This window comes from Micromonospora sp. NPDC048830 (genome assembly GCF_043198215.1).
In the GTDB taxonomy this organism is placed as follows: Bacteria; Actinomycetota; Actinomycetes; order Mycobacteriales; family Micromonosporaceae; genus Micromonospora.
This window is the reverse complement of the sequence record NZ_JBICUP010000006.1, coordinates 170,966-182,760: the sequence shown is the minus strand read 5'-3', so window position 1 is coordinate 182,760 and position 11,795 is coordinate 170,966. Positions and strand designations below refer to the sequence as shown.

The 11,795-nt window shown below is 72.7% G+C and carries 11 protein-coding genes; 4 read left to right on the top strand and 7 right to left on the bottom strand.

From position 1 onward, the window contains the following. Positions 1–87: 87 nt before the first annotated feature. Positions 88–936: a 3-hydroxyacyl-CoA dehydrogenase family protein gene (locus tag ACGFIZ_RS08565; RefSeq protein ID WP_393417155.1), complete on the top strand. Its 849-nt coding sequence runs from the start codon at positions 88–90 to the stop codon at positions 934–936. Positions 937–980: 44 nt separating this feature from the next. Here ACGFIZ_RS08565 and ACGFIZ_RS08560 read toward each other — a convergent pair whose 3' ends face one another. The 3 genes from ACGFIZ_RS08560 to ACGFIZ_RS08550 form a co-directional block, all read right to left on the bottom strand. After that, entirely contained in the window at positions 981–1,382 is a 402-nt protein-coding gene (locus ACGFIZ_RS08560; RefSeq protein WP_393417153.1) for an alpha/beta hydrolase-fold protein, read from the bottom strand. Positions 1,383–1,612: 230 nt separating this feature from the next. Then, complete coding sequence (locus ACGFIZ_RS08555) at positions 1,613–2,455, bottom strand: ABC transporter permease (RefSeq protein ID WP_393417151.1); 843 nt, start codon at positions 2,453–2,455, stop codon at positions 1,613–1,615. Beyond that, entirely contained in the window at positions 2,452–3,300 is an 849-nt protein-coding gene (locus ACGFIZ_RS08550; protein WP_393417149.1) for an ABC transporter ATP-binding protein, read from the bottom strand. Before ACGFIZ_RS08550 ends, ACGFIZ_RS08555 begins: the two co-directional genes overlap by 4 nt. Positions 3,301–3,451: 151 nt before the next feature. Between ACGFIZ_RS08550 and ACGFIZ_RS08545 the strand changes: the two genes are divergently transcribed. Next, positions 3,452–5,458, top strand: coding sequence for a protein meaA (locus ACGFIZ_RS08545; protein ID WP_393417147.1), 2,007 nt, complete (start codon positions 3,452–3,454; stop codon positions 5,456–5,458). Positions 5,459–5,468: 10 nt separating this feature from the next. Here ACGFIZ_RS08545 and ACGFIZ_RS08540 read toward each other — a convergent pair whose 3' ends face one another. Then, complete coding sequence (locus ACGFIZ_RS08540; protein WP_393417145.1) at positions 5,469–5,765, bottom strand: DUF1540 domain-containing protein; 297 nt, start codon at positions 5,763–5,765, stop codon at positions 5,469–5,471. Between the two features lie 257 nt (positions 5,766–6,022). Next, a complete protein-coding gene (locus tag ACGFIZ_RS08535; protein ID WP_393417143.1) occupies positions 6,023–6,982 on the bottom strand; it encodes a polysaccharide deacetylase family protein in 960 nt (319 codons plus the stop codon). A gap of 1,124 nt (positions 6,983–8,106) precedes the next feature. Here ACGFIZ_RS08535 and ACGFIZ_RS08530 point away from each other — a divergent pair. Then, positions 8,107–8,700: a hypothetical protein gene (locus tag ACGFIZ_RS08530; protein ID WP_393417270.1), complete on the top strand. Its 594-nt coding sequence runs from the start codon at positions 8,107–8,109 to the stop codon at positions 8,698–8,700. A gap of 91 nt (positions 8,701–8,791) precedes the next feature. On the opposite strand, the gene ACGFIZ_RS08525 is transcribed toward ACGFIZ_RS08530, so the two are convergent. Beyond that, positions 8,792–9,409: a DUF4126 domain-containing protein gene (locus tag ACGFIZ_RS08525; RefSeq protein ID WP_393417141.1), complete on the bottom strand. Its 618-nt coding sequence runs from the start codon at positions 9,407–9,409 to the stop codon at positions 8,792–8,794. 71 nt (positions 9,410–9,480) lie between these two features. Between ACGFIZ_RS08525 and nucS the strand changes: the two genes are divergently transcribed. Next, the gene (gene nucS, locus ACGFIZ_RS08520; RefSeq protein WP_347667506.1) at positions 9,481–10,140 is read left to right on the top strand and encodes an endonuclease NucS; all 660 of its coding nucleotides are present in this window, start codon (positions 9,481–9,483) and stop codon (positions 10,138–10,140) included. A gap of 114 nt (positions 10,141–10,254) precedes the next feature. On the opposite strand, the gene ACGFIZ_RS08515 is transcribed toward nucS, so the two are convergent. Then, a complete protein-coding gene (locus tag ACGFIZ_RS08515; protein WP_393417139.1) occupies positions 10,255–11,757 on the bottom strand; it encodes an aldehyde dehydrogenase family protein in 1,503 nt (500 codons plus the stop codon). Positions 11,758–11,795 lie beyond the last annotated feature (38 nt).

The window sequence follows — 11,795 nt, the reverse complement described above, 5'->3', positions numbered from 1 at the left end:
CGGGCCGGGGCAGCCGGCTTAGCCATCGTTCAGCCTTGCCGACTAGGGTGCTGACAGACACTCGAATTCAGGCGAGGGAGAGAGCAGATGGCGGGTCGACTCACGGTCGTCGGGGCCGGGCTGATGGGCTCGGGCATCGCCCAGGTGGCGGCGCAGGCGGGCTGGCAGGTGACGCTGCGGGACCTGGACGACGCGGCCACCGGGCGGGGGCTGGCCGGCATCCGGAAGTCGTTGGAGAAGTTCGCTGACAAGGGCACCATCGACCGCTCCGAGGTCGAGGCGACGTTGGGTCGGATCACCCCGACGACCGACCTGGAGGCCGCGGCGGACGCCGACATCGTGGTGGAGGCGGTCTTCGAGCGGCTGGACGTCAAGCACGAGGTGTTCCGCGCGCTGGACAAGATCTGCAAGGCCGACGCGGTGCTGGCCACGAACACCTCGGCCATCCCGGTCACCCAGATCGCCGCGGTGACCGAGCGCCCCGAGTCGGTCGTCGGCACCCACTTCTTCTCCCCGGTGCCGATGATGAAGCTCTGCGAGCTGGTGCGCGGCTACAAGACGAGCGACGAGACCCTGGCCACCGCGAAGGCGTTCGCCGAGGGCGTCGGCAAGACCGTCGTGGTGGTGAACCGGGACATCGCCGGCTTCGTCACCACCCGGCTGATCGCCGCGCTGGTCGTCGAGGCGGTCAAGCTGGTCGAGTCGGGCGTGGTGTCGGCCGAGGACCTGGACACAGCCTGCCGGCTCGGCTTCGGCCACGCCATGGGCCCCCTGGCCACCTGTGATCTGACCGGCGTGGACGTGCTGCTGCACGCGTCGAGGAACATCTACACCGACACGGCCGACGAGAAGTTCTTCCCGCCGGAGCTGCTCCAGCGCATGGTCACCGCCGGCGACCTGGGCCGCAAAACCGGCAAGGGGTTCTACACCTACTGATCCGACGCGGTTCCTGTCCCCGTCGGCCTCCGGCGGGGACAGGGTCAGCGGGCCGGCCGGGGTGGGGTGAGCGCCCCCGCCAGGAACGGGAAGGCGGCGGGGACGCCCCTCCCCCAGTAGACGAAGTCGTGCCGGCCGTCGGCGTACTCGGCGCGGGCCGGTGGCTCGGGCAGCGCGCGGGCCAGTGCCCGTACCTCGGGCAGCAGGCCGTCCTGCCGGCCGCACCAGAGCCCCACCGGGGTCCCGCGCAGCCGCCGGGCGCCCGCGAAGACGTCGTTTCCGGGCCGTACGGCGGGGGAGAAGGCCGCCACCGCGCGCAGCCAGCCGGGGAACGTCTCGGCGAGCAGCAGCGACCCGAACCCGCCCATCGACCAGCCCCAGGCGGCGACCCGGCTGGTGTCGAAGCCGCGCCCGGCGCACCACGCCGGCAGTTCCTCGCGCACCATCCGTTGCGGATCGTCCGGCCCCGAGCGGCCCGCGCGGCGGACGCCCGCTGGACCAGCCGCTCGTCGCCCGCCGGGGCGTCCGGCAGCGCGGGCGCCGGCCCCGGGCGACGGCGGGTCAGCTCGCGGGCCGTCCAGCCGGCCCCAACGGTCAACGCCGCCGTACCGGCCCCCGCCAACAGCAGCCGCCGCCGGGTGAGTCGAAGCGCCACCGACCCAGCCTTCCCTACGCCTCAGCCGTCGCGCTTGGTGGTCCAGCGGAAGGTGGTCAGGCAGAGGATGAGGCCGATCACGCACCAGAGGGCGAGGACGAGCGCCACCCGGCCCAGCTCGAACCCGCCGGCCGCCTCCCGGGCGCCGAAGCTGTCCGGGAGGAAGACCGACCGCAGGCCCTGGCACATCCACTTGAGCGGGAACAGCGCGGACACCTGCTGCATCCAGGGCGGCAGCTCGGTGAAGACGAAGAAGACGCCGGAGGTGAACTGGAGCACCAGGGCGACGGGGGTGACCACGGCCGAACCGCTGCGAGCCGTACGGGCCAGCGAGGAGATGGCGATGCCGCACAGGGTGCAGGCGGTGACCCCGAGGACGGCGACCCAGCCGAAGGTGAGCCAGCCGCCCGCGTCCGGCAGCCTCAGGTCGAACAGGACGACCGAGACGGCCAGCAGCAGGGCGATCTCCAGCACCCCGATCGCCACCACCATGACCACCTTGCCGGCGAACCACACCCACTTCGGCATGGGCGTGCCCCGGTATCGCTTGAGCACCCCCCGGTCCCGCTCGATCGGGATCCAGATGCCGAGGTTCTGGAAGCTCACCGTCATCAGGCCGGTCGCGATCATGCCGGTGATGAAGTACTGCGTGTAGCTGACCCCCTGGGCGATCTCGTTGTCGAAGATCGAGGCGAAGATCAGGATCATGATGATCGGGAAACCCAGCGTGAAGACGACGGACTCCCGGCTGCGCAGGAACTGGGTGATCTCCAGGCGACCCTGGCGCAGGGCGAGCGCGGCCGGCCCCGGCCGGCGGGCCGGGCCGGCGGCGACGGGGGCCGCCGGCTTCGTGGTGGTCGTCATCGGTGTCCGATCATCTTGAGGTAGACGTCTTCCAGGGTCGGCCGGGTCACCGTCAGGCCGGGCACCTCGCCGCCGTAGCGCGTGGCCAGCTCCGCGACCAGCGCCGTCGGCGTCGCACTCTCCGCGGTCTCGACGCCCCCCTCCGGCGTACGCCAGGAGACCGTCGCCAGCGCCTCCTGGCGGTTGCCGAGGCGGTCCGGCGGCGCCACCTCGACGAGCCGGCCGCCAGCGATCACCCCGACCCGGTCGGCCAACGCCTCGGCCTCGTCCAGGTAGTGGGTGGTGAGCACGATGGTGGTGCCGGCGGCGGCCAGGTCGCGGATCAGCTCCCAGAACTCCCGCCGGGCCTCCGGGTCGAAGCCGGTGGTGGGCTCGTCGAGGAAGAGCAGCTCGGGGCGGCCGATGATGCCGAGCGCCACGTCCAGGCGGCGCTTCTGCCCGCCGGAGAGGGTGTGGGTGCGCGCCCGCGCCTTGGCGCCCAGGCCGACCCGCTCGATCACCTTCGCCGGGTCGTCGGCGTCGGGGTAGAAACCGGCGAAGTGCCCGACCACCTCGGCGACGGTCAGCTCGTCGAACTCGCCCGTGCCCTGGAGCACGATGCCGACGCGGGAGCGCCATGAGGGTTCGGTGCGGGCCGGGTCGCTGCCCAGCACGGACACCTCGCCGGCGTCGCGCTGCCGGTAGCCCTCCAGGATCTCCACCGTCGTGGTCTTGCCCGCGCCGTTCGGGCCGAGCAGGGCGAACACCTCGCCGCGGCGGACGGCGAGGTCCAGGCCCGCCACCGCGACGTTGCCGCCGTACGCCTTGCGCAGTCCCCGGACGGAGATCGCGAGCTGGTCATCCATGCTGTCCAGTGTGCGACTCCCGGGCCGTCCGGCGGCGCCCGGGGTGTGGCGGTCCGCCCCATGTCGGGCCCTCTGCGCCCCCTCGTCCGCGACATGGGCCTGTGCAGTTTTCCACAGCTCGTTCTACCGAACGGTAACTTAGACTCCGGCCATGGACGAGAAGGCTCTTCCCGGCCGGTTGCCCGAGCGTGACCGCCCGTGGGTGATGCGCACCTACGCCGGGCACTCCTCGGCCGCCGCGAGCAACGCGCTCTTCCGCCGTAACCTCGCCAAGGGGCAGACGGGGCTGTCGGTGGCCTTCGACCTGCCCACCCAGACCGGGTACGACCCGGACCACGAGCTGGCCGCCGGTGAGGTCGGCCGGGTCGGGGTGCCCGTCGCCCACCTCGGCGACATGCGTGCCCTCTTCGACGGCATCCCGCTCGCCGAGATGAACACCTCGATGACCATCAACGCGCCGGCGATGTGGCTGCTCGCCCTCTACGGCACCGTGGCGACGGAGCAGAGCGCCGAACTGGCCCGCTGCGCCGGCACCACCCAGAACGACATCATCAAGGAGTACCTGTCCCGGGGGACGTACATCTTCCCGCCGGGCGCGTCCCTGCGGCTCACCGCCGACGTCGTCGCGCACACGCTGAAGACGATGCCGCGCTGGAACCCGGTGAACATCTGCTCGTACCACCTCCAGGAGGCGGGCGCGACGCCCGTGCAGGAGGTCGGCTTCGCCCTCGCCACCGCCGTCGCCGTGCTGGACGCCGTCCGCGACTCCGGTCAGGTGCCGGCCGAACGGATGGGCGACGTGGCCGCCCGGATCTCGTTCTTCGTCAACGCCGGGGTGCGCTTCGTCGAGGAGATCGCCAAGATGCGCGCGTTCGGCGCGCTCTGGGACGAGATCACCCGGGAGCGGTACGGCGTGTCCGACCCGAAGCAGCGCCGCTTCCGGTACGGCGTGCAGGTCAACTCGCTCGGGCTGACCGAGGCCCAGCCGGAGAACAACATCCAGCGGATCGTGCTGGAGATGCTCGGCGTGACCATGTCTCGCGACGCCCGGGCCCGGGCCGTGCAGCTGCCCGCCTGGAACGAGGCGCTGGGGCTGCCCCGCCCGTGGGATCAGCAGTGGTCGCTGCGGATGCAGCAGGTGCTGGCGTACGAGTCGGACCTGCTGGAGTATCCGGACCTGTTCGACGGCTCGCACGTGATGACGGCGCTGGTCGACGGGATCGTCGCCGGGGGCCGGGTCGAGCTGGACAAGGTGCTGGAGATGGGCGGCGTGGTGGCCGCCGTCGAGTCCGGATATCTCAAGAGCGCGCTGGTCGCCTCGCTGGCCGACCGCCGCCGCCGGATGGAGGCGGGCACGGACGTCGTGGTCGGCGTCAACCGGTTCACCGAGACCGAGCCGTCCCCGCTGACCGCTGCCGGCGCCGAGGCGATCGAGCAGGTCGACCCCGCGGTGGAGGCGGCGGCCGTGGCCTCCGTACGCGAATGGCGGGCCGGGCGGGACGGCGCGGCGGTCGCGGCGGCGCTCGACCGGCTGCGGGCGGACGCCGCGACGTCGGCGAACCTGATGCCGGCGACCCTGGAGTGCGTGCGGGCCGGGGTGACCACCGGCGAGTGGGCCGGCGCGCTGCGCCAGGTCTTCGGGGAGTACCGGGCGCCGACCGGGCTGGCCGGCGCGGCCGGGGCGGCCGGCGGCGCGGGACTGGCCGCCGTGCGGGAGCGGGTCACCGCCACCGCCCGGGAACTGGGCAGCGGCAGGCTGCGGCTGCTGGTCGGCAAGCCCGGCCTGGACGGGCACTCCAACGGCGCCGAGCAGATCGCGGTACGCGCCCGCGACGCCGGCTTCGAGGTCGTCTACCAGGGCATCCGGCTGACCGCCGGGGAGATCGTGGCCGCCGCGGTCGAGGAGGACGTCGACCTGGTCGGGCTGTCGGTGCTCTCCGGCTCGCACCTGGCCGCCGTGCCGGCGGTGCTCGACGGCCTGCGTGCCGCCGGCCGGGGGGACCTGCCCGTGGTGGTCGGCGGCATCATCCCGCCGGCCGACGCCGACGCGCTGCGGGCGGCCGGGGTCGCCCGGGTCTTCACCCCCAAGGACTTCGCCCTCACCGACATCATCGGCGACCTCGTCGAGGTGATCCGCGAGGCCAACGCCCTGAGCTGAGTTACCGGGGTCAGCGGCGGTCGTACGTCATGCAGTCGGCCAGGTCGTTGTCCGGCCCGACCCGGATGCCCGGGGCGTGGCACTCCAGCCGCGAGTTGTGCCGGCAGTCCGCCCGCTGGCACGCGCCGACCTGGGCGACCAGCGTGTCCACGCCACCCGACTCGGGCATGCGGATGAAGGTGTGACAGTGGGCGTGGTCGCTGCTGCCGATGGTGATGGCGAAGGCGTGACAGTCGCCGGTGCGGTTGTAGGCGCAGGCGGCCACGACGCACTCCTGGACGCGGGGCCTCTCCATCGACGCGGTCATGACAGACTCCTGATCCTTCGCTGGCTTTCCTCCGATACTAGGCTTTTGCCGGATTGTGTACACCTGGTCAGGCATGGTCGGACCCGTGGACTCAGCCGGCCCGGTCGGGCCCGTGCATCCAGCCGGCCCGGTCGGGCCCGTGCATCCAGCCGGCCCGGTCGGGCACGTGCATCCAGCCGGCCCGGTCGGACCCGTGAACACAGCCGGCTCGGTCGGACCCGTGGCCGCTTTGGAGGCGCGCCGGTTCCGCGGCGGGCTCAGCCGGGCTGGGCGGCGGCGGACCGGTCCGGGCCGAGTACTTCGGACAGCGGGGCCGGCGTGAGGCCGCGCTCGGCCAGCCCGGCCAGGATGTGCGGCAGCGCCTCGTCCGTCATCGGGGCGTTCGCCTCGGTGACGTGCAGCACGACGACCGAGCCGGGGCGTACCCGGGACAGCACGGCGTTCACGATCGGTCGCCACGACTTCGCGAACGGGTCCCCGCTGACCACGTCGCCGTCCACCACCGTCACGCCCAGCGGCGCCAACGCGGTGAGCGCGGCCCGGTCGTGGCACAGCCCCGGGAAGCGGAAGTAGCGGGTCTGCCGGCCGCCGTACGGGGCGACGACGTCGAACGTGCGCGCCACGTCCGCCGCCATCCGGTGGCGGGAGATCGTCGGGAGGCCGTAGCAGTCCGGGGTGAAGGCCAAGTGGCCGTACGTGTGGTTGGCCAGCTCGAAGCGCGGGTTGCCGGCCAGGCGGCGGGTCACCTCGGGGTACTCCTCGACCCACTTCCCGGTCAGGAAGAACGTGGCGGGCACCCGCTCCCGCTCCAGCAGGTCGACGATCGCCAGGTTCGCGTACGACCGGACCGCGCCGCTGCGCAGTTGGTAGCGCATCGCGTCGGTCATGTCGGCGTCGAAGGTGAGCGCCACGCGGTTGCCGGTACGCGGGCCGTGGTCGACCACCGGCGGCCGGCGCCGGGGGTCAGAGGTGCCGGGCCGTGTTTCCGGTGCCGTCGTCCGCCGGGCCGCCTCGGGTGTGAGCGTCGGTCGGGCTGCCTCGGGTGTCGGCGTCGGCCGGGCCGCCTCGGGTGTCGGTGTCGCGGCGTCTGCCGGTATCCGGGCGATCGTCCCTTCGCCGTGCTCCGCTGAAGGTGTCGGCAGGACGAGCAGGGCGAGCATGCCGGTCAGGGCGGCCAGCGTCGCGACGAGGGGGACGCGAGTGCGGTTCACGGACACCGGGCGAATTCTGCTCGGTCTCCGTCGTTGGTTGCGGTGGGGGTGGGTTGCGGTGGGGGTGGGTTGCGGTGGGGTGGGGCCCCGGGGGGGGGGGGGGGGGGGGGGGGGGGGGGGGGGGGGGGGGGGGCCCGCCGTGACCGGCTCCGGGCGGTCAGGCTTGATCCCTGCGCCGGCCACGGCGGGCCCCACCCGGCCCCTGTCCCGGTTGCTGTCCGTCGGCTGGTTCCGGTTGCTGTCCGTCGGCTCGTTCCGGTTGCTGCCCCTTCGGCCTGGTTGCTATCCCTTCGGCCTGGTTGCTGTCCCTTCGGCCTGGTTGCGGTCCGGTAGGCGTGTGCGTTGTTTGTCCCGATGCGCCCTACTCGTGCGATAGGCCGGCGGCTGCCCGACCCGGTGGAGCGTGCGCCCCGGCCCCGGCCCCGGCCGGTCTTTGCCTCGGTGTTCATGTTCGGGTGGCCGGTTCAGGTGGTGATCGACTCGATGTCGGCGACATGGCGGGCATCCCGGGGCTCGGACACCACCATGTCGGCGACATGGGATGAATCAACTCGTCCGCGTGTCCCGTTTGCGTCGAATGTGCGATATGAGCGTGCCGGTGGGCGACCGGGGGCCCATCGTCGGGGCGGAATCCTGGCCGGGGTGGGGGCGTTGAACACGGGTGCACGGCCGAGAAGGGCGCCCCGCGGGATGGGGTGACCCGGGCCCCCTGGAATGATGGCGGGCCGCCGGTCGTTGTGCATGGTCCCGGGCGCTGCGACGAGGCAATCCTCCGCCGAGGGACCACCGCCCGAGGCACGCACCCCCGGCTCGCCCGAGGCACGCACCCCCGGCTCGACCGAGGCACCCCCGGCTCGACCGAGGCACCCCCGGCTCGACCGAGGCAGGCACCTTCGCCGCGACCGAGGCATCCCTGCCCCGAACCGAGGCATCCCCAGCTCGAGCGCAGGTGCCCCGCCTTGGGCGCAGGCATCCTCGCCTTGACCGGGTTGCCGCCCCGCGGTGCGTACCGGGCAGAGCCCCCTCTTCCCCTCAAGCTTTCGAGCGCCCCTGACGGTGCTCACACCCTGCACAGGGCCGTCCCCCATACGGCCCGGCGTGGGTGTCGACCCCCGAATGGAGCTTTGATGATGAACACGATGCTGCGTAAGAGCGTTCTCGGTGTTGCCGGTCTCGCGTTCGCCGGTGGGCTGGCCGCCGGTCCGCTGCACGCCACCGCCGCGCACGCCGCCCCGGCGCAGGTGAAGCCGGTTGCCGTGGCCGTGCAGGCCGACAAGCCCGACAGCGGCAAGCTGATCCCGCACGGGGTGCAGGGCGCGCAGTCCCGCATCGACCTTGACGGCGAGCAGGTGGCGAACGCGAAGGCGATCATCGCGGCGACGAAGAAGGCCGGCCTGCCCGAGCGGGCCGCCGTCATCTCGATCGCCACCAGCCTCCAGGAGTCGAAGCTGGAGAACCTGGGGCACCTGGGTGACCGTAACGACCACGACTCGCTGGGCCTGTTCCAGCAGCGGCCGTCGTCGGGTTGGGGCACCCCGGAGCAGATCACGGACCCGCAGTACTCGACGACGGCGTTCCTGAAGGGCCTGAAGCAGGTGGACGGGTGGCAGGACATGCCGCTGACCGAGGCCGCGCAGACGGTGCAGGTGTCGGCGTACCCGGACGCGTACGCCCAGTGGGAGCAGCAGGCCGCCGACCTCGTCGCCCAGCACTGGAACAACTGACCCAGCACAGCACAACCGAACACGCAGGCACGACGCCGCTGGCCGGCACCCCAGACGACGGGGTGCCGGCCAGCGGCGTACCCGTGGTGGTTCAGACGCGGAAGCCGGCGGCGCGGGCCGCCTGGCGTTCCCGGCGACGGTCCTTGCGCCGGCGGAAGAACCAGAACAGGAAAAGGACCAGGCCGAGCAGGAAGGCCAGCACCAGCACCGGCAGGATGATCGCCACCAGGGACATCGCGATGCTGGTGGCGTCCTCGGCCGTGCTGGCAACCGGGGCGCCGACGCCGGCGGTGGTCGCGTTGATCACCGGGCGGGCGGCGGACTTGAGCGCGTGGACGCCGAAGGCGATCAGGATGCCGGTCACCACCGGCACCCACTGGTTGGACGAGAAGAAGTGGCCGGGGTCGGTGACGGTGACGGTCTCGGAGCTGGAGCCGGCGCCGAAGGCGAGCCCGCCGGCGGTCGGCCGGACCACGGTCTGCACGATGTCGTTGACGTGGTCGACCACGGGGACCTTGTCGGCGACGACCTCGACGGCGAACAGCACCGCGAGGATCATCATGATCCATCCGTTGCCGAGCCACTGCCAGCCGCTGGGCAGCTCGATCAGGTCGGTGTAGCGGGCCAGCAGCCCCATGGTGAGCAGGGGTATGTAGGCGTTCAGACCCGCCGAGGCGGCGAGACCGGTACCCGTGAGCACTTCGAACACCGTCTCAGCATCGCACCGGCACGCCAGTGCCGCTCGGTGGCGCGGGCCGGGGTCTCCGTTACCCTCGTCGGGTGCGGCTGGTGATTGCGAAGTGCTCGGTGGACTACGTCGGACGGCTCTCGGCCCACCTGCCGATGGCCACCCGGTTGTTGATGGTGAAGGCGGACGGGTCGGTGTCGATCCACGCCGACGACCGGGCGTACAAGCCGTTGAACTGGATGAGCCCGCCCTGCCGGCTGGAGGAGGCCCCGGGCGTCTGGCGGGTCGTGAACAAGGCCGGTGAGGAACTGCGGATCACCCTGGAGGAGATCTTCCAGGACACCTCGTACGAGCTGGGGGTCGACCCGGGCCTGCGCAAGGACGGCGTCGAGGCGCACCTGCAGGAGCTGCTGGCGGCCAACCCGGGCACGCTCGGCGAGGGGTACACGCTGATCCGCCGCGAATACATGACGGCGATCGGGCCGGTGGACCTGCTCTGCCGGGACGCCGAGCAGGGCACGGTCGCGGTCGAGGTGAAGCGGCGCGGCGAGATCGACGGCGTGGAGCAGCTGACCCGCTACCTCGAACTGCTGAACCGGGATCCGCTGCTCGCCCCGGTGGCCGGCGTCTTCGCCGCCCAGGAGATCAAGCCGCAGGCCCGGGTGCTGGCCACCGACCGGGGCATCCGGTGCGTGGTGGTCGACTACGACAAGCTGCGCGGCATCGAGCGGGACGAGCTGACCTTGTTCTGAGCAGGCTCGGACCGTGGGCCGGTCCATGTCGGCGACATGGTGGTGTCCGAGCCGAGGGATGCCCGCCATGTCGGCGACATGGAGTGGATCAACGTACCCGGCGGCCAGGGGCGGTCAGTGGCGGCGACCGTACATGAGCTTGGTGGCCTTGACCAGGCGGGCGACGTCGGCCGGCGTGCGCTCGAAGGTCATCGCCGGTAGCAGGGAGCGGGCCCGGCGGCGGGTGACGGCCTTGGCCCGGCCGAACTCGCGCAGCCCGTCCTCGCCGTGGATCCGGCCGAAGCCGGAGTCGCCGACGCCACCGAACGGCAGCGTGGACATCCCGGCGAAGGCCAGGGTCGAGTTCACCGCGGCCATCCCGGAGCGCAGCCGCCGCGCGATGGCCACGGCCCGACGCCGGCCGAAGACCGAACCCCCCAGGCCGTACGGGAGGGCGTTGGCCCGGGCGACCGCCTCGTCGGCGTCGCGGACCCGGTTGACGGTCAGCGTCGGCCCGAAGGTCTCCTCGCGGACGGCGGCCGAGTCCTCCGGTACGTCCACGAGCACGGTCGGGTGCACGTACGGGGGCCGCACGGCGTCGGCACCGCCGAGCACGGCGCGGCCGCCCCGGGCCAGCGCGTCGTCGATGTGCCGACGGATCACGTCGAGCTGGCCGGGCATGGTGATCGGCCCGATGTCGGCTGCCTCGGCGCCGACCGTCAGCCGGCCGGCCCGCTCCACCACCTTGCCGACGAACGCGTCGAAGACGGGCTCGACCGCGTACACCCGCTCGATGCCGATGCAGGTCTGGCCGGCGTTGGTGAGCGCGCCCCAGACGCACGCCTCGGCGGCGGCGTCCAGGTCGGCGTCGCTGTCCACGATCATCGCGTCCTTGCCGCCCGCCTCCACCAGCACCGGCGTCAGCGACTCGGCGCAGGCGGCCATCACCTTCTTGGCCGTGGCCGTCGAGCCGGTGAAGGCCAGCTTGTCGACCCCGGACCGGCACAGCGCCGCGCCGACGTCGCCGAGGCCGTGCACGGCGGTGAACACGGGGTGCTCCGGCACCACCTCGGCGAAGGTGTCCACCAGCCACTGCCCGACGGCCGGGGTGTACTCGCTGGGCTTGAACACGACGGCGTTGCCGGCGGCGAGGGCGTACGCGGCGGAGCCGAGGGGGGTGAAGACGGGGTAGTTCCAGGGGCCGATGACGCCGACCACCCCGTACGGCTGGTATTCGAGGTGGGCGGAGAACTCGGCCAGGATGAGTCGGGAGCGCACCCGGCGCGGCCCGAGCACCCGCCGGGCGTTGCGGGCGGCCCAGTCGACGTGCTCGATCGCGGTGAGGATCTCGACGACGGCGTCGGCGACCGGCTTGCCGCCCTCGGTGTGCACCAGCTCGGCCAGCTCCTCGATCCGCCGGGCGAGCAGGCTCCGCCAGCGCAGCAGCCGTTCCCGGCGGCCGCCGAAGCCGAGGCCGGCCCACCACTGCCCCGCCCCGCGGGCGCGGTCGACGGCCCGCGCGACGTCGGTGGGGGTCGCGAGCGGCAGCCGCCCCGCCTCCGCGCCGGTGGCCGGGCTGGTCGACACCAGTCGGCCGTCCTCGACGACCGGGGTACCCGGGGCATGCACAGCCGTCATGGCCGAAGTCTAGACCCGCAAGCTACCCATCGGTAGGT